15 protein-coding genes are annotated in these 16180 nt (G+C 75.0%); 7 read left to right on the top strand and 8 right to left on the bottom strand.

What is annotated here, in order from left to right; genetic code table 11:
- Nucleotides 1-32: 32 nt before the first annotated feature.
- From dpgC to ACZ7RU_RS11775, 4 genes are read right to left on the bottom strand one after another with little or no spacing between them, the layout of a single operon-like run.
- Nucleotides 33-1352 carry a (3,5-dihydroxyphenyl)acetyl-CoA 1,2-dioxygenase DpgC gene (gene dpgC / locus ACZ7RU_RS11790; RefSeq protein WP_470340735.1) on the bottom strand — a complete coding sequence of 440 codons (1320 nt, stop codon included), beginning with the start codon at nt 1350-1352 and terminating at the stop codon, nt 33-35.
- Nucleotides 1349-2032, bottom strand: a complete 684-nt coding sequence (dpgB, locus tag ACZ7RU_RS11785; RefSeq protein WP_470340734.1) for an enoyl-CoA-hydratase DpgB — start codon at nt 2030-2032, stop codon at nt 1349-1351. Before dpgB ends, dpgC begins: the two co-directional genes overlap by 4 nt.
- 26 nt (nt 2033-2058) lie before the next feature.
- Entirely contained in the window at nt 2059-3171 is a 1113-nt protein-coding gene (gene dpgA, locus ACZ7RU_RS11780; RefSeq protein WP_470340733.1) for a 3,5-dihydroxyphenylacetyl-CoA synthase DpgA, read from the bottom strand.
- A complete protein-coding gene (locus tag ACZ7RU_RS11775) occupies nt 3168-4481 on the bottom strand; it encodes an aminotransferase-like domain-containing protein (protein WP_470340732.1) in 1314 nt (437 codons plus the stop codon). Before ACZ7RU_RS11775 ends, dpgA begins: the two co-directional genes overlap by 4 nt.
- Nucleotides 4482-5412: 931 nt before the next feature.
- On the opposite strand from ACZ7RU_RS11775, the gene ACZ7RU_RS11770 reads away from it, so the two are divergent.
- Together ACZ7RU_RS11770 and ACZ7RU_RS11765 are read left to right on the top strand one after the other, a co-directional pair.
- Nucleotides 5413-7269 (top strand): hypothetical protein, encoded by a 1857-nt coding sequence (locus tag ACZ7RU_RS11770; RefSeq protein WP_470340731.1) that lies wholly within the window; start codon nt 5413-5415, stop codon nt 7267-7269.
- Between the two features lie 105 nt (nt 7270-7374).
- Nucleotides 7375-8187: a maleylpyruvate isomerase family mycothiol-dependent enzyme gene (locus ACZ7RU_RS11765; protein WP_470340730.1), complete on the top strand. Its 813-nt coding sequence runs from the start codon at nt 7375-7377 to the stop codon at nt 8185-8187.
- A gap of 63 nt (nt 8188-8250) precedes the next feature.
- Here ACZ7RU_RS11765 and ACZ7RU_RS11760 read toward each other — a convergent pair whose 3' ends face one another.
- Entirely contained in the window at nt 8251-8574 is a 324-nt protein-coding gene (locus ACZ7RU_RS11760; RefSeq protein ID WP_470340729.1) for a hypothetical protein, read from the bottom strand.
- Between the two features lie 97 nt (nt 8575-8671).
- Nucleotides 8672-8965 (bottom strand): helix-turn-helix transcriptional regulator, encoded by a 294-nt coding sequence (locus tag ACZ7RU_RS11755; RefSeq protein WP_470340728.1) that lies wholly within the window; start codon nt 8963-8965, stop codon nt 8672-8674.
- A 150-nt stretch (nt 8966-9115) separates the two neighbouring features.
- Here ACZ7RU_RS11755 and ACZ7RU_RS11750 point away from each other — a divergent pair, with 150 nt between their 5' ends.
- On the top strand, nt 9116-9586 hold the full coding sequence (locus ACZ7RU_RS11750) for an STAS domain-containing protein (protein WP_470340727.1): 471 nt from the start codon (nt 9116-9118) through the stop codon (nt 9584-9586).
- Nucleotides 9587-9590: 4 nt separating this feature from the next.
- On the opposite strand, the gene ACZ7RU_RS11745 is transcribed toward ACZ7RU_RS11750, so the two are convergent.
- The gene (locus ACZ7RU_RS11745) at nt 9591-10049 is read right to left on the bottom strand and encodes a MarR family transcriptional regulator (protein ID WP_470340726.1); all 459 of its coding nucleotides are present in this window, start codon (nt 10047-10049) and stop codon (nt 9591-9593) included.
- 151 nt (nt 10050-10200) lie between these two features.
- Between ACZ7RU_RS11745 and ACZ7RU_RS11740 the strand changes: the two genes are divergently transcribed.
- The 4 genes from ACZ7RU_RS11740 to ACZ7RU_RS11725 all read left to right on the top strand — a co-directional run bounded on the left by ACZ7RU_RS11740 (nt 10201) and on the right by ACZ7RU_RS11725 (nt 14464).
- Nucleotides 10201-11457 carry an alpha/beta hydrolase gene (locus tag ACZ7RU_RS11740; protein ID WP_470340725.1) on the top strand — a complete coding sequence of 419 codons (1257 nt, stop codon included), beginning with the start codon at nt 10201-10203 and terminating at the stop codon, nt 11455-11457.
- Between the two features lie 41 nt (nt 11458-11498).
- Nucleotides 11499-12188 (top strand): aspartate/glutamate racemase family protein, encoded by a 690-nt coding sequence (locus tag ACZ7RU_RS11735; RefSeq protein ID WP_470340724.1) that lies wholly within the window; start codon nt 11499-11501, stop codon nt 12186-12188.
- A gap of 146 nt (nt 12189-12334) precedes the next feature.
- Nucleotides 12335-13765 carry an eCIS core domain-containing protein gene (locus ACZ7RU_RS11730; RefSeq protein ID WP_470340723.1) on the top strand — a complete coding sequence of 477 codons (1431 nt, stop codon included), beginning with the start codon at nt 12335-12337 and terminating at the stop codon, nt 13763-13765.
- Between the two features lie 234 nt (nt 13766-13999).
- Nucleotides 14000-14464 carry a hypothetical protein gene (locus tag ACZ7RU_RS11725; protein WP_470340722.1) on the top strand — a complete coding sequence of 155 codons (465 nt, stop codon included), beginning with the start codon at nt 14000-14002 and terminating at the stop codon, nt 14462-14464.
- A 119-nt stretch (nt 14465-14583) separates the two neighbouring features.
- Here ACZ7RU_RS11725 and guaD read toward each other — a convergent pair whose 3' ends face one another.
- The gene (guaD, locus tag ACZ7RU_RS11720; protein ID WP_470340721.1) at nt 14584-16086 is read right to left on the bottom strand and encodes a guanine deaminase; all 1503 of its coding nucleotides are present in this window, start codon (nt 16084-16086) and stop codon (nt 14584-14586) included.
- Between the last annotated feature and the right edge of the window lie 94 nt (nt 16087-16180).

Below are 16180 nucleotides of genomic sequence, written 5' to 3'. Positions count from 1 at the left end.
GGCGGCGGGGGAGGGGGCGGCCTGGTGGGGCGTCACCCGTCCGGCCGGGCCGTGAAGCGGCCCGCCTTGCCGAGCACGTCGGAGGCGTGGATGCGCAGCGCCTGCTGGACGGCGAACTCGGCCATGTACGCGCGGAAGCCGTCGGCCGGCTCCAGGGCGAGGTTCACCATGCGGCGGTTGGCGGTGACGGCCGGGTCGCGCAGCAGCTCGACGGCGTGCTCCACGGCCGCGTCGAGGTCCGCCGGGTCGACGACCCGGTCGACGAGCGTGCGGGCCTCGGGGTCGGTCGCGCGCACCCGCCGGCCGCCGAGGATGATCTGCCGGGCCAGCCGGGGGCCGGTCACCGCGGGGAGCCGGAAGTCCGCCGCGCCGGGGACGATCCCCTCCTGCGCGGCCGGCAGGCTCAGGTAGGCGTCGGAGGCCGCGAGCACGTGGTCCACCGCGAGCAGCAGCTGCATGCCGCCGCCGATCGCGAAGCCGTCCACCGCGGCCACCCACGGCATGTCGGTGAGCGGGTAGCGCCAGGACGGCTCGTCGGTGCGCAGGCCGAGCAGCAGCTTCCTGAGGTAGCCGAGCTCCCGGCGCAGCAGGAAGCCGGCGAGCGTGATCTCGCCCGCGTGCAGGCGCTTGAGGTTGATGCCGGCGCTGAACACCCGGCGGCCCGCGTAGCGCGGGTGGGTCATCTCGCCGCCGCGGATGAGCCCGATCTCGCACCCCGGGTCCAGCAGCGCGAGGTCGACCGCGGTCTCCATGTCGTCGACCTGCTGCTCGTCCTCGGCGTTGAGGCGGTCCCCGGCGCACATGGTGATCCGGGCCACCCCCGCGCGCCGCTCCAGCTCCGTGGTCTCCAGCCGCACCGTCCCGGTGGCCCGGAACTCGGCGAGCAGGTCCAGCGCGCGCCCGGTGGGCCGCAGCATGGAGTCCATCAGGTGCCCGCCGGCGGGCGGGCAGCGCAGCAGGCCGCGCAGCAGGACGCCCACGTCGGTCTCGTAGCCCAGACGCTCCCTGGGCGGGGCGGTGCGGTCCGCGCGCAGCTGCGCGGGGGTGGGCACCAGGCCGGGCACGGCCGAGGCGGCGTCCTCCACCAGGGCGTCCAGCCGCGGGCGGCGGGTGCGGCCCGCGGTGAGCCGGTCGTAGAGCGGTTCGGCGTGGCGGTCCAGGAAGGCGGTGCGCTGGGCGCGGCCGGCCTCCAGCGCCCGCTCGGTGCGGGCGCGCTGCTCGCCGGTGCGCGGGCCGGGGTCGGGGAACGGGGCGAGCAGCCGGGCGGCCCGGTCGAGGCCGTCCGCGGGGTCGCCCCGTACGGTGGCGGGCGCCGGCGGGGTGGCGGGTGCCCGGGTGTCCGCGGTGCTCACGCCGTCACCTCGTCCGCGGTCCGGGTGCGCCGCAGCGCGCGGTCGCAGGCGGCCAGGTGCGGGCCGAGCGCGTCCTCGAAGCTCATCCACTGGGCGTCGAAGGCCAGTTGGCGGCGGATCGCGAGTTCGGGGCCGGACAGGCGGCGCAGCAGCCGGGCGGCGGCCGCCAGGGCGCGCCCGGGGTCGGTGCTCACCTGGTCCACCAGGCACCGTTGCAGGGCCTCGCGGGCGGTGATCGGCACCCCGAAGAGCACCGTGCGGCGCGCCGAGGCCAGCCCGAGCTGCTGGACCAGCCGGAAGCCGGCCATCCCCGGCCAGGTGGCCTGCCCCTGGACGGACAGCAGCAGCCGCAGGTCGGGCGAGGCCACCCGGATGTCGCAGGCGAGCAGCAGGTCCAGCGCGGCGCCGCCGCAGTCCCCGCTCGCCGCCGCCAGGGTGGGCAGCCGCAGCCGTTCGAAGCGCCGTACGGCCCGCTCCCACTTGGTGACGGCGGCGACGTCGGCGGCCTTGGCCACCGCCTCGCCGGTCGGGGCGCCGGAGAGGAACAGGGTCGCGAAGTCGGCTCCGGAGGACTCCGCCTCGTCGCAGAGGTCGGACAGGGCGCGGGTCGCTTCGGCCGAGATCTCCCGGCGGCCGTCCACGTGCAGCACCGGGCCTCCGAGGAGGACGTTGACAGGCATGGCTGTCTCCCTTGCGTCGGGTTGGGTCACCACTGGATGAGCGCGGATTCGATGGTGGAACCCGGTCCCATGGTCATGAGCACGCCGTAGTCCCCGGCGCGGACCACGCCCTCCTTCAGGAGCCGGTCGTAGGAGAAGAGGAACGAGCCGCTGGAGACGTTGCCGAAGTCGCGCAGCACGGTGATGGTGTGCCGCAGGTCGTGGCGGGTCAGCCCCAGGTTGACGGCGACCGCGTCGATGACCTTCTTGCCGCCGGAGTGCACCAGCCAGTGCGCGACGTCGTCGCGGCGCAGCGACGTGCCGTCCAGCAGCCGGTCGATGACGCCCTCCACGTGCGCGCCGACCAGGTAGGGGATCTGCGGGTCCAGGAAGAAGCTGAAGCGGCCCTGGTCGCGGTCCCAGTCGTAGCGCATCGCGTCGATGGCGTCGACGATCGTGACGCTCGAGGTCCGCAGGATCCGGGGCCCCGGGAGCCGGTCGCCGGACGCGTCCGGCCCCCGGTCCTGCGGCCCGGGGTCGGCCATCACCGCCACCGCCGCGGCGCCGTCGCCGAAGAGGCTGTTGACCACGGCCGTACGCATCGTGGAGTCCATCGTGTAGGCGGCCGAGCAGGCCTCCGAGCAGACCATCACGGCCAGCCTGCCCGGGTTGGCCGCGGCCCAGTTGCCGACCACGGCCAGCGCGTTGAGCCCGGCGTTGCAGCCCATGCCGACGATGTCGGCCCGCGCGGTGTGCCAGTCCATGCCGAGCTTGCGGATCAGCAGCGCGCTCAGCCCGGGGGTGAGGAAGCCGGTCGAGGTCACGCAGCACAGGTACGCCACCTCGGACAGCGCGGCCCCGATCCGCTTCAGGCACAGGGCCAGCGCCTCCGAGCCCATGCTCACGGCCCACGCCTTGTGCTTGTCCAGGAGGTCGCCCTGGCTCTCCCGCAGCCGGGTGCCGTCGGGCGCCGCCGGGGGCAGCACCAGCGAGCGCTGCTGGATGGAGCCCAGCAGGAACACCGAGCGCACCTTGCGGTCGGTGATGCCGAACAGGTCGAGCAGCTCCTCCTGGGAGTAGTGCTCGGGTGGCACGGCGGTGCCCACGCTCAGGATGCGCGGGGCCGTGGCGGTCGGTGCCCGGTCCAGGGTCGCGGTCATGATGCGTCACTCTCCGTTCCGTTGCCGTGCTTCCCGCTGCCGTGCCCACCGCTGCCGGGCGTACCGCCGCCGGGCGTCCCGGGGCTGAGCGCCTCCACGAACCGGGCGAGCCGCTCCACGCCCTTCACCACCTGACGGATCGTCAGACAGCTGATGGCGAGCCGGATCTCCCGCTCGCCCCCGCCGTACGGATGGAAGAACTCCATCGGCGTCCAGATCACGCCGAACTCGCGGGCCGAACGCTCCAGGGCCGCCGTGCCGGTGCGGAAACCGGTGCGCAGGGTGAGGAAGAACCCGCCGTCGGGACGGTTCCACTCCACCCCGAGCTCCCGGCGGCGCCCCTCGGGCAGCCACCGGTCGAGCTGCGCGAGCGTCGCGGCCATGCAGCGGCCGTAGTGCTCGGCGGCCCGGGCGTTCAGGACGGACAGCCGCCCGTCCGCGCCGAGCAGCGCACCCGCCGCGGCCGCCTGGCTGAGCGAGGAGGTGTTGACCGTCACCATGCTCTTGACCTTCGCCAGGTCCTCCGCGAGCAGCCGCACCCGCCCGCGGGCGTCGCGCACCTCCTGGTCCGCCACCACGTAGCCGACCCGCGCGCCGGGGAACAGCGTCTTGGAGTACGTGCCGAGCTGGATGACGCACCCCGAGCCGTCCAGCGCCTTGAGCATGGGGCTGCGCGGACCCGGGCCGCTCAGCCGGTAGGGACTGTCCTCCAGGACCAGCAGCCCCTGCCGCTCGGCCAGTTCGAGCAGCGCGGCGCGGGTCGCGAGGTCCAGCGTGGACCCGGTCGGATTGGCGTGGTCCGGCACCACGTAGACGGCCCTCGGCCGGCGGCCGGCCGCACGCTGCGCCCGCACCGCCTCGTCGAGGTCCGCCACCACCAGCCGCCCGTCGCGCTCGGGCACCGCGACCACCGGGACGTCCAGCAGCCGCGCGGCCCCGATGATGCCGACGTAGCACGGGGTGACCAGGAGCAGCACGTCCTCGGGCGTCGCGAACAGCGTGCGCAGCGTCAGGAACATCGCCTCCTGCGCACCGACGGTCACCACGATCGCCTCGGGCGCGACCTCCAGCCCCTCGTCCTGCCGCAGCGAGTGCGCGACCAGCTCCCGGATCTGCCCCGCGGCCGGCCCGTACTGGTAGAACCGGCTGCGCACTTCGGCCGGCCCCGCGCCCCGGCTCTCCAGGTACGCCGCGTACCGGCGCAGGTGGGTGTGGACCTCCTCGACCTCGAAGAAGCCGTCGTACGGGCGGCCCGGGGCGAAGGACACCGCGTCGGGGTAGCTGAAGGTGATCTCGTTCAGGAAGTTCATCCGGTCGAGGACGGGATCCTCGAGGCTCGAGTGCAGTGTCGTCGAATCGAGCACCACGGTGCCCACCTTTCCGCGTACGGGCCGGAGTTCGGGCCCCGCGCCGGAGGGCGCAGGCCACGGCCCGCGGGAAGGAGGTGCGGCAGGGCACCGGTGCGGGCGAGGTGCGGCGGACGGCCTGCGGCGGGCCCGGGCCGGGCGGACGCCGTCGTCCGGCTTCCGTCCTGCGGTCGGGCACCCGCGGCGCGGCGTGCTCCCGGCCGTAAACGCGGGGCGGCGGGCGCCGCGGGCAGCGGTGCCCGGCCCGAGCCGGGGGTGGGCGCAAGGGCCGGGGGGCGTCCCGCCGGCGGTTCGCCGGGATCGTCCTCCCGCGTTCGCACATCGACCGATTTCGACTTCAACTTCATGGCGGCCCCTCGGACCCGGCCTGCGGGCCCCGGTCCCCGGCAGCGCCACTGCGCGCGCACCACCTGTCCGGTGGCGCGGGCGCGGCGCTCGAACGCGAAAACGGCCGTCGAAGGCGAGGGGGCTGAACGCGGTGGGGGATGTCCGGCATCCCGGCGCGCCCCTGTCGCCGCTTCGAACCGGCAACGGATATCAAACGGATACCTGGAGCAAGGGCCCTGTCTGCTGTTTGTCCTGTTCCAGTACGCGCCCCCGCGCCAGGACCTGTCAAGTGCCGAGCGTTTCCACCCGACTACGGTCCGCTACCGTCCGGGCGGCCGGGCGGGGCGCCGGCCGCGCCCCCGGCACCGGGTGCGGGACTTCGCGGCCGGCCCGGCCCACGGATGCGGACGGCGTCGGGCGGGCTGCCGCCGGGCGCCAACCCCCGTGGGCGGGCGGGCGGTTGGCGCCCTGCGGGCGGGGCCGGGCGGCGCGTAGGATCGGAGGCCGGCCGAGGGCGGCGGAGCGGGGCGGACCGAAGGGGGAGCGGGTGGCGAAGCGTGATGTCCGGCGGGGCGCGGTTCGGCGCGGTGTGCTGGCGCTGGCCGTCTGGTGGCTGTGGATGCCGCTGGTCGCGGCGCTGGTGTGGCTGGTCAAGCACGCCGTGTTCGGCGGGTTCGGGCAGCAGGACCAGAGCTACGTGCTGCTGCTCGAGCGCGAGTTCCTCCCGCACGGCGGGGTGCTGGACGCGGCGCCGCTGTTCTGGATCTGGGCCGCGATCGGCCTGTGCGGCACGGTGGGCGCGGTCGGGTACGTCGCCCGGGAGTCCGGGGCCGGGTACCGCGGGTGGCGGACGCGCCTGACGCTGGCGGCGGTGCTGCTGGCGCTGGCCGGCTCGCTGGTGCGGGCGGGCACCGGACTGTGGGACGACGACAAGGACGAGGGCCGCTTCTACGCGGCGGCCACCGTCCTCGACATCCCCGCCGGCGGGGCGGGCACCCCGCGCTCGGTGCTGCCGGTCACCGAGCACACCCGCGCGGGCGACGGCGGCCGCTGCGACCTGGTGGGCACCGCGGACGTGCCGGCCTGCGTGAAGACCGCGCCGATGCCGGACTTCGACTTCGAGGCGCGCACCGCCTCCTACGCGGCGGCCACCAAGGCGCTGACCGACAGCGCGGGCCTGACCTCCGGGGTCCGCCTGATGGGCCACAGCCTGCACTACCTGCCCGGCCTGCCCGGCGCCGCACCGGGCGGCGGGGTGTGGACGGCCGTCCTGGACGGCTCCGGCGAGCAGCCGATGGAGGGCGTCGCCGTCTGGGACGGTCGCTCGAACTCCGTCGCCACCTGCGCGTTCCGCGGCGAGCACGCGTTCGGCCGGGCCTTCGCCGGCACCGGGGCCGTCAGCCTGCGCAACCTGCTCGCCGAACGGTTCCCGGACCTCGTCTACAGCGACCAGGACATCTGGGGCTACTGCGACGGCGCCGACCCCCGCACCGCCGAGCCGGTGGTGGTGGTCTCGGTGGCCCGCCAGACCGGCTGGCACCGGCGCACCGTCCTGGAGCCGGCCGGGGTGCTGGTACTGCGCGGCTCGCCGGACGGCCGCCCCCACACGACGTACCGGGCGGACGTGGCGCCGGGCGAACTGCCCGGAGCCGTCTACCCGGCCTCGGTGGTCCGCTCCCAGATCCACGAGGTCCAGTGGCTCGGCGGCCGCGGCGCCAAGGACGACCGCGGCTTCGGCTACGCCCACACCTCGGCCTCGACCAACGCCGTCAACCCGGGCGAGTTCCTGCTGCGCTCGAAGGCGGACGGCCACCTGTACTACGTGACGCCGCTGGTGCCGCGGGAGAGCTCCTCGCAACTGGTGGTGGCCTTCGCGGTCCTGGAGGCCGACCGGGTCGGCGGCGGCCTCAACGACCTGCACGTGTACGTGCGCGGCGACGACAGCCCGGCGGTGAACCTGGACGTGCTGGCCAGCCGGATGGTGTCGTACATGGCGCAGCAGACCTCGATCACCATCAGCGCCGGACAGGGCGGCGCGCTGCAGGAGATCGTCCCGTTCGGGCGGGACATGTGGCGCGGCTTCGTGGACTTCAACGGGCAGACCCAGGACTACATCGACCTGTCGGGCGATGCCACGGTGACGCCCAACCTGGTCGCGCTGAGCGGCGACATCACCGCGCCGGGCGGCGGCCGTCCGGTCCCGGCGCCCACCGGATCGGCGCCGACCGGTGAGCCGTCCACCGCACCTTCCAGCGCGCCTTCCAGTGCGCCGCCGCCCGCACCCGTAGGCGGGTGCGGCGGCGATCCGGGGCAGTTGACGACAAGTCAACTCGCCGCCTGCGTCGCCGAGTTGTCCAAGACGTTGCAGGGGCGGGTGCAGGACCCGGCACCCGCCCGGCCCTGACGGCCGGGCCCGCCGCCGCCCCCGGGGCGGAGCCACCGGAACGCGCGGTCCTCCGGCCGTGCACGGACTGGACAGCGGTGCGCGAGTCGTCCAGTCTTCACCACCATGACGTTCCCTCAACACACTTCCGGTACCGCGCGTACCGCGCTCTTCGAGGCGGTCACCGCGGTCGGCGACGAGGCCGTCGCCCTGCTCGCCGACTGCCGCGGCGACACCCGGATCCCCGGCGCCGAGTGGACGGTCGCCGAGGCGGCCGCCCACCTGGCGATGGCCAACGAGCTGATGGCCGCACTGGCCGCCGGCGAGGACCGGCCGTACGGGGACGGCACCCCGGGGGCGCTGGCCGCGGCGAACGCGGCCTCGCTGGCCGAGCGGCCCGAGCGGGACCCGGCCGTGCTGGCCGGGGAAATAGCCCGGCAGGCCTGGGAGTTCGCGGCGGCGGCCGGCCCGCGCACCGGCGCCGAGCCGGTGCTGACCCCGCTCGGCCCGATGGACCTGGACACCCTCGGCGCGTACCTGCTGACCCACATGCTGGCCCACCTGTACGACGTCGCCGTCGCCCTCGGCCGACCGCACCCGGTCGACCGGCGGCGGGTCGAGCTGGCGATGCCGTTCCTGCGCACGGCCATGCCGCTGGTGACGGACGCCCGCACCGCGGCCGGCCACAGCGCCTGCTACCGGCTGCGGCTGCGGGGCCAGGGCGGGTTCGCGGTGACCTTCACGGACGGTGCCGCCGTGGTGAGCCAGGAGCCGCCGCGCCGCCCGGACTGCACGATCGTCGTCGAGCCGGTGGCGTTCTTCCTCCTCGCCCTGGGCCGCTGCTCCACCACCGACGCCATCGCCCGCGGCAAGGTCTTCGCCTGGGGCCGCCGCCCGTGGCTGGCCCCGGCCTTCCCCGGGCTGTTCACCGCGCCCTGAGCCCGCCGGCTCCGACGGGGCTCCCACCGGCTCCTATGGGTTCCGGGCGGGCCGGAAGGACGGCTACCCGGGCGGGGAGCCGTCCTCGGGGCCGCACGGGTCGGCCGGGCGGGGAGCCCGGGGTGCCACCCTGCCCTCCTCGGCCTCCCGGCAGGTCCCGCAGGTGTTCCAGTGGGGCCGGCCGGGGCCGGGGGAGCGGTGGGGGGCGAGGGTCATGTCGGAGGTGTGCCGGCCGCACAGGGTGAGGGGGCCGCAGGCGCCGGAGGCCTCCGCGGGAGCGGCGTGGGCGAGACGCACCGGGTTCTCGGGGTCCGCCGGTAGGAGGTCCGGGCCGAGGAGCCGCACGTTGGCCGGCGTATCGGGTTCGAGCACGATGACGGTGTCCATCCCCTCAACGTCGCCGCAGGAGCGCCGGGCCGCACGCGCACGGTGGCATCCGGACCAGCGGGCGGCGGACCCGGGGCCCGCGGCGGCCCGGCCGGGTTCAGCGCAGGAGGGTGGCGAGGAGCTCGGCGATGGTGGGCCCGGCGTCGGCGGGGTGACGGAGCTGTTTGCTGGTGATGACGCTGTAGTGGTTGGTGCGGCCGAGACGTTCGTGGCTGAGGTATCCGGCCTGTTCGAGGTCGGCGATGATGCGCTGGACGGCGCGCTCGGTGAGCAGGCAGCGGGCGGCGATGTCGCGCACCCGGATGCCGGGGTCGCGGGCGATCTGGACCAGCACGCGGGCGTGGTTGGTCAGGAAGGTCCACTGCCGTTCGGTCGTCGTCCCGTCGTTCATTCCACCACGATAGGCCCACGGGTTTCACGACTAGAGAAACACGACAGAGAATTCGTGCAATGGTTGACATGTCCGGCGAGCGGGCGAAGAGTGGAACGGACGCAATCCGCATCGCCCGGACAGGGCCCGGTGCGGTGGTTCCGTCTGGAGATGGTGTACGTGGACCCGATGAACAGGCAGGCGCTGGAGCGGCTCAGGTCCCTGCTGGCCGAACGTGTCAGTCCGCCCTGCGCGGGCGGGCCGCCGTGCCTGACGTCCGAGATCGTCACGATCGGTGACACCCTCGTGTGCTCCTTCACGGGGGACATGATCCTGGACAGCGAGCCCGTCGCCGCCCGCGCCCTGACCGCCGCGCTCGACCGGCGGCCGGCCCTGCTGGCGATCGACCTCTCCGGCGTGGAGCTGTTCACCTCCACCGGCCTCAACCTGCTGCTCACCACCCGCCGGCGGGCACTGGCCGACGGCGTCCCGCTCGTGCTGGTCGCCCCGTCCCAGCGGACGCTGCGGGTCATGGAGCTCACCGAGACCGCCGCGCTGTTCCCGGTCCACGCGAGCGCCGCGGACGCCGCGCGCCGGTACGCGCCGTGCGGGCGGCCCGCCGCCCTCCCGCCGCGCCCGTAGGCGCTCACAGTCGGTCGTAGACGGCGGACAGCCGCTGGAGCACCTCGGTGGCCCGGTCCAGGGCGTCGTCGTCGTAGTCGGCCAGGTCGGTGTGCAGGGCCTCGGCCAGTGCCTGCTGGCGCTGGTCGTGCCGGGCCCGGCCGGTGTCGGTCAGGGTGACCAGGACGGAGCGCTTGTCCTCGGGCTGGCGGGTGCGGGTGACGTAGCCGGCCGTGACCAGGCCGTTGACCAGCTGGGTGGTGGCGGCGCCGGTGGTCTCGGTGCCGGCGGCGAGCTGGCCGATGGTGAGGGGGCCCTGTTCGGCCAGGGTGCGCAGGGCCCGGGCGTGGGTGAGGGAGAGCGCGCCCGGGGTGCGGGTGGCGCGTCCGCGCAGCCGGGCGTCGGCGGCGCTGAGCCGGTAGGCGGCGCGGGCCAGGCGGTCGAGCGCCCGGGCGCGGTCGTCGGTGGGCGGCGGCTCGGTCATGGCGGGTCCTCCTGGGCGGGTCGACGGCGGCCCGGTTGGCGGTGGCGCCGGGTCGACGGCGGCCGGGTTGACAGCAGCCTAGCCTCAGTACTTAATGACTAAGTACTTATTCATTAAGTACTGAGGCAACTGCACCTCCAGGAGGACACCCATGACCATCCGTTCGACCGGCCAGAGCTGGGCCCTGGACATCGCCCTCGCCCAGGGCGGCTTCGACGCGCTGCACCCCGAGGCCGTCGGGACCATGGAGCAGCTGGGCCACGACCACACCGACTTCGCCAAGGTCTTCGCGCTGGTCAGGAGCGGCGCGATGCTGCCCAAGGCGTGGGCGACGGTGGCCGGCCAGGCCGAGGAGCGCGCCGCCCACCACGAGCGCGGCGGTTTCGCGCAGACCGCCGCCGACCTGTACCTGAGGGCGGCGGTGATGTGGGGCCGGGCGCAGTACTCGCTGTTCGACGCGGCCGACCCGCGCAAGGCGGCCATGCGCGAGCGCGCCAACCACTGCGTGGAGCGCCTGGGCGCGCTGCGCGAGGGCCGGGTGCGGCGGGTGGAGCTGGACTTCGAGGGCTCGCGGATCTTCGCCCTGCTGCACCTGCCGGCCGGCCGGGTCGAGAACGCGCCGGCCGTCATCCTCGGCCCCGGGATGGACATGATCAAGGAGGACTACATCTGGGCCGCCGAGCGCTACTACACCTCGCGCGGGATGGTCGCGCTGTCCATCGAGGGGCCGGGCCAGGGCGAGAGTCGCGCCGGCGGGCTGACCGTCGACCTCGCCAACTACGAGCGGGCGATCGGCCGTTACCTCGACCACCTGGCCGCACTCCCGGAGGTCGACGCCGACCGGATCGGCATGTTCGGCATCTCGATGAGCGGCTACTGGGGGTCCCGGGCGGCCGCCACCGACCGCCGCCTGGCCGCGCTCGCCGCCTTCGAGGCCGTCACCGGCGACTTCGCGACCATCTTCGAGCGCGCCCAGCCGACCTTCAAGAACAACTACATGTACATGGCCGGGTACACCGACGAGGACGCCTTCGACCGCGACCTCGCCCAGCGGATGCCCCTGGGCGACCTGGTCGCCGACATCGCCTGCCCGGTGCTCTACGGGATCGGCGAGTTCGACGAGCTCACCGACCTCGGCCAGGCCCTGGAGAGCTTCGAGCGCATCCGGGCGCCGAAGGAACTGCGGGTCTACGAGGACGAGTTCCACCCGCTCGGGGGAGTGGCGGCCGAGGTCTTCCGGTTCGGGGCGGAGTGGCTGGAGCGGGCCCTGGCCGGCGAGTTCGCCGAGCCCGGACGGGACGTGCGCCACCACGTCCACCGCGACGGCCGCACCACCGACGGCAGCGCCGACCCCACCTGGTGGCTCGGCGCCGCCCCCACCCGGCTCACCGAGGCCCGCCGCCGCTGAGCCCCGGCCCCGGGCGGGTGGTGGTCGCTAGCATCGCGCGCATGCTGGCACTGCTCCACACCTCGCCCGTCCACGTCCCGGTCTTCGACGCGCTCCGCGACCGCGAGCACCCCGGCCTGCCCCTGCGGCACCTCGTCTCCGAGGAACTGCTGACCACGGCCCTGGCCGACGGGCCCGACGCCGTCGCGGAGCACGTCGACCGCCTCCTCGCCCCCGCCGTCGCCGCCGGGGCCACGGCGGTGCTGTGCACCTGCTCGACGATCGGGGGAGTGGCGGAGGCCAGGGCCTCGGCGGTGGGCGTGCCCGTGCTGCGCGTCGACCGGCCGATGGCGGCCGCCGCCGTCGCCGTGGTACCCGCAGCGGGCCGGACGGCGACCCGCGTCACGGTGGTCGCCGCACTGGCCGGCACCGTGCGCCCGACGGCGGCCCTCATCGAGGACGAGGCCGTACGGGCCGCCCGCCCGGTCGCCCTGACCACCGTCGTGGTCGACGGCGCCTGGGAGCGCTTCGAGGCCGGCGACCGGGACGGCTACCTGACCGCGGTCGCCACCGCCGTCGAGGCCGTCGACGACGCGGACGTCATCGTCCTGGCCCAGGCCTCCATGGCGGCCGCCGCGAGCCGGACCACGACCGCCGTACCCGTCCTGTCCAGCCCCGCCCCGGGGCTGCGCGCCGCCGCCGCTGCCGCGTCACGCCCGGCCACCCGGACACCCGGCCCCCGGACCCCGTGACGCCGCCGCCCGCACGGCACCGCCCGCCCGCACGGCCCGCTGCCCGAACGGGCAGCGCATCGTGCCCCTCCACCCCTTACCCGCGACCGCCGCACCGGGTATGCAGGGAGGGCAGCGCGAAACGGCCAGCCTACGAGCGGAGTTCCATGCGCGCCCAAGAGTCGTCGAAGCAGGACCGGCAGCCGCCGCGCACCGCCAGGAGCACGGCCGCACGGCCCGCCGAGGCCGCGAGCAGCCGCACCCCCGACACGCTTCTCGGCCTGCAACGCACCGCCGGCAACGCGGCCGTCGTCCGCATGCTCCAGCGCCACCGGCACCAGCACGACGAGGACGGGCTCCAGACGGCGCCGGTGCAGCGCTCCGCCGTACACGACGTACTGCGCGCGCCGGGCAGGCCGCTGGACGAACCGCTGCGCCAGGAGATGGAGTCCCGGTTCGGCGCCGACTTCTCCGACGTCCGCCTGCACACCGGCTCCGCGGCCCGCGCCTCCGCCGCCGAGGTCGGCGCCCGTGCCTACACCTCCGGCAGCCACGTCGTCCTCGGCGACGGCGGCGGCGACAAGCACACCCTCGCCCACGAGCTGACGCACGTCATCCAGCAGCGCCAGGGTCCGGTGGCCGGTACGGACAACGGGTCGGGGCTGAGCGTCTCCGACCCCGGCGACCGCTTCGAGCGCGAGGCCGAGGCCAACGCGACGCGGGTGATGATGCGGGCACCCGAGCCGAGCGCCCACAGCGACCTCGGGGACCGAACCGCCCCCGTCCAGCGGAAGGCCGACGCCACGGCCCGGGGCGCCGGCACGACGGCCGTCCAGCGCTTCGCCGAGGTCACCACCGAGGAACTGGGAGACGTACGGGTCTCACAGACCGGCCTCTACCTCATGACCGTCGCGCCGGGGACCGACACCCACGTCATCTGGGTCGCGGAAGGCGCCCCCGCGCCCCGGTACTGCACGCCGACCGGGCAGAGCGGGCAGATCGCGGGGCGCACGTACGCGGAGTACGAGCCGTCGACGTCCTTCCTCGCGGACTGCGCCCACACCGCCGAGGAGATCATGCACCAGCAGCGGCTGGCCCTGGGACAGGACGCCAGCGAATTCGCCCTGGGCGGCAGCCAGTTCGGAGTGGGCGACCAGGAGAACGCGCAGGGCGCCGCGGCCTACGCGAACGCCCGGCCCGGCGGCCCCCACGCCGACGGCGAGGAGCGCCCGGCCCCCGGCCAGGCCTTCGCCATCGTGGAGACCGCGTGGCAGGGGAACTACGATCGGCCCGACAACACCAGCGGGTGGCCCTACCACGTGGCGGCCGTGGTCGCCGTGGACGGCGACGACCACATCACCGTGGAGCAGGCCGCGGACGGCGACGACGCGAAGGCCCGCCAGGGCTACGAGGGCATCATCGACATGTACACCGCGGGCACGGACCCCACCACCGGGCAGGCCCTCCCGCACAGCTTCCACGGACGCAACACCGGCGGCCCGGTCCAGCACTTCTCGGCCGGCGCGATCACCGTCATCCTCCAGCCGGTCGGAGTGGGCACCCTCCGAGGCGAGACCGGCCGCCGGAAACTCATGTGACCCGACCTGCCCGCCGACCCCCCCACCGACCGGCCCTCCGGCGCCACCGCCACCGGGCGTGGCATGCCGCGGTGGCGAAGGACCAGGTCCCGCCCGAGGTGTCGGCCGGGGCCAGCCGCCGTTCCGCCGTTCCGCGTTTTTGAGTATCCGTACTCAGGTGGTGCTGTCGGTGCCGGATGAGACTGTGGGGGTTCGCCGGGACTCCTGGGCCCGGCACTGCGAAGGGGGAGAGGGATGAAGCGTGCGGGTTCGGCCGCGGCCGCGGCCGCGGCGGTGGCGGCGATCGCGGTGACGACGGCGGTCCCGGCGGTCGCCGGGGAGAGCGGGGCGCTCGGGCAGGGGACGCCGGGGACGGGCGAGATCCTGCCGTACCCGGGGGCCGAGGGGTTGATCTGGATCCCGGACTGGATCGGTGACGGCGGCGCGGTCACCGGCGGCGCCTACGCGGCCGGTCCGCCCGTCACCGTCACGGTGGGCTGCCAGGGCGGCAGCGGTGGCGCGGGCGAGGTGCGGGTCACCTTCACGCCGTCCTACGGCGACACCACCCCGGTGGAGTTCACCGTGCCCTGCCCGGCCGAGGCCGTCGGCACGGGCTCGGCGGTGGTGACGGCCGAACAGGGCCGGTCCTTCCACGTCGGGGTGGCCGCGTCGGCTGCCGACGTGCACTGGGGCCTGACGGTCACCCAGCCGGACGCCTGACCACCCGGGGCGGGGCGGGATCGTCTTCCCCTCACGGGAATCCGCTCCCGCCCGGCCCTCGGCCCACCCGGCTCGCCCGGCCCACGTCGCCTGGGCCGCTCCCCGCCGCCCGGCCCGCTTCACGACGCTCCCCGGCACCCCCACCGGTGCGGCCGCAGCGCCGGCTCGCCGAGGACGTAGGTCTGCCGGACGGCGCGGTCGTCCCCGAGGGTGGCCAGGGCGAAGAGGCGTTCGCGGAAGTCCCGGGCCACCTCGGTGCGGCGCCTGAGGAGCGGGGTGGCGGCCCAGTCGAGGACGACGAAGTCGGCCTCGCGGCCGGGCTGGAAGCTGCCGATGTGCTGGTCGAGGCGGAGCGCGCGGGCGCCGCCGAGCGTGGCCAGGTAGAAGCCGCGCAGGGCGGTGAGGGTCTTGCGGTCCTGCTCCGGGACGGGGCGGGGGTAGGTGTTGGCCAGGGCGACGACCTTGTAGGCCTCGTTCATGGTCCGGAGCATCGAGTAACTGGTGCCCCCGCCCACATCGGTGCCGAGCGCGACCCGGACCCCGGCGCGGGCGGCGCCGTCCAGGTCGAACAGACCGCTGCCGAGGAAGAGGTTCGAGGTGGGGTTGAACGCGGCGCCGGCTCCGGCGTCGGCGAGCAGGGCGCGGTCCTCGTCGTCGATCCACACGGAGTGGCCCCACATGCTGCGGGGCCCCACCAGCCCGCACCTGTCGTACACGTCGAGGTAGGAGCGCGGGTCCAGGGAGTCGCGGAACTTCTCCAGCACCGCCCGCACCTCGTCGCGGTTCTCGGCGAGGTGGGACTGCACCCACAGCGGTCGGTCGGTGTGCCGGGACTCCTGGTAGAGGCGGCCGGCCATCCGGAGCGCCTCCAGGGTGGAGGTCAGGGCGAACCGCGGGGAGACGGCGTAGCGCAGCCGCCCGGTGTGGTGCCACCGGTCGATGAGCCTGCGGCACTCCTCCTCGGCTTGTTCGACGGACCCGTCGAGGTACTCCTCGGGCACCGTGCCGCCGTTGTCGTCGTCCATCAGCAGCTTGCCGGAGACCATGCGCAGCTTGCGCAGGTGCGCCTCGGCGAAGAAGGCGTCGGTGGCGTGCGGGTGGGTGGTGGTGTAGACGCACGCGGTGGTGGTGCCGGACTCCAGGAGCCGGTCGAAGAAGAACGAGGTGGCGGCCCCGGCGTACTCCCGGTCGGCGAACCGCATCTCCGACGGGTACATGAAGTCCCGTAGCCACGGCAGGAGTTGTCCGCCCGGGCTGGCGACGGAGTCCACCTGCCCGGAGTGGATGTGCGGGTCGACGAAGCCCGGTACGAGCAGGTGGCCGCGGTGGTCGACCACCCGCCCGTGGTGGACGAACTCCCGCGGGCACTCGCGGTGGTGCCCGGCCCAGACCACCAGGCCGTCGCGCACCACCAACGCCCCCGGATCGAACAGGTGGTACGCCCGGGGGTCGTCCCGGCCCTCGCCGTCCGGCATCCACGGATCGTCCGAGAAGTGCAGGACCGTCCCCAGGAACACCGTCACCCGCCGGCCGCGGCCGGTGCCCGCATCCGGGCCCGCACCGTCGTCCGCCACGGATTCCGTCGCCTCGCCGGGGCGTCCGGCACGCTCCTCGCCACCCATGTCCGTCTTCCTCGGACCGCCGGGTGGCGCGCCTTGAGCCGGGCACCGGGAAATCGCGGGAAAAGCCATCCCAACGGTTCACGCCCACCGCACC

The organism is Kitasatospora sp. NPDC114501 (assembly GCF_055633695.1).
Note: the sequence above shows the minus strand (reverse complement) of the source record. Positions and strands in the feature narration are given on the sequence as shown.

Coding starts and splice junctions, on each gene's coding strand:
- ACZ7RU_RS11740 (WP_470340725.1), top strand. CDS start 10,201: ATGACCATCCGTTCGACCGGCCAGAGCTGGGCCCTGGACATCGCCCTC.
- ACZ7RU_RS11745 (WP_470340726.1), bottom strand. CDS start 10,049: ATGACCGAGCCGCCGCCCACCGACGACCGCGCCCGGGCGCTCGACCGC.
- dpgB (WP_470340734.1), bottom strand. CDS start 2,032: ATGCCTGTCAACGTCCTCCTCGGAGGCCCGGTGCTGCACGTGGACGGC.
- ACZ7RU_RS11775 (WP_470340732.1), bottom strand. CDS start 4,481: ATGAACTTCCTGAACGAGATCACCTTCAGCTACCCCGACGCGGTGTCC.
- ACZ7RU_RS11725 (WP_470340722.1), top strand. CDS start 14,000: ATGAAGCGTGCGGGTTCGGCCGCGGCCGCGGCCGCGGCGGTGGCGGCG.
- ACZ7RU_RS11755 (WP_470340728.1), bottom strand. CDS start 8,965: ATGAACGACGGGACGACGACCGAACGGCAGTGGACCTTCCTGACCAAC.
- guaD (WP_470340721.1), bottom strand. CDS start 16,086: ATGGGTGGCGAGGAGCGTGCCGGACGCCCCGGCGAGGCGACGGAATCC.
- ACZ7RU_RS11735 (WP_470340724.1), top strand. CDS start 11,499: ATGCTGGCACTGCTCCACACCTCGCCCGTCCACGTCCCGGTCTTCGAC.
- ACZ7RU_RS11765 (WP_470340730.1), top strand. CDS start 7,375: ATGACGTTCCCTCAACACACTTCCGGTACCGCGCGTACCGCGCTCTTC.
- ACZ7RU_RS11730 (WP_470340723.1), top strand. CDS start 12,335: ATGCGCGCCCAAGAGTCGTCGAAGCAGGACCGGCAGCCGCCGCGCACC.
- ACZ7RU_RS11760 (WP_470340729.1), bottom strand. CDS start 8,574: ATGGACACCGTCATCGTGCTCGAACCCGATACGCCGGCCAACGTGCGG.
- ACZ7RU_RS11750 (WP_470340727.1), top strand. CDS start 9,116: ATGGTGTACGTGGACCCGATGAACAGGCAGGCGCTGGAGCGGCTCAGG.
- dpgA (WP_470340733.1), bottom strand. CDS start 3,171: ATGACCGCGACCCTGGACCGGGCACCGACCGCCACGGCCCCGCGCATC.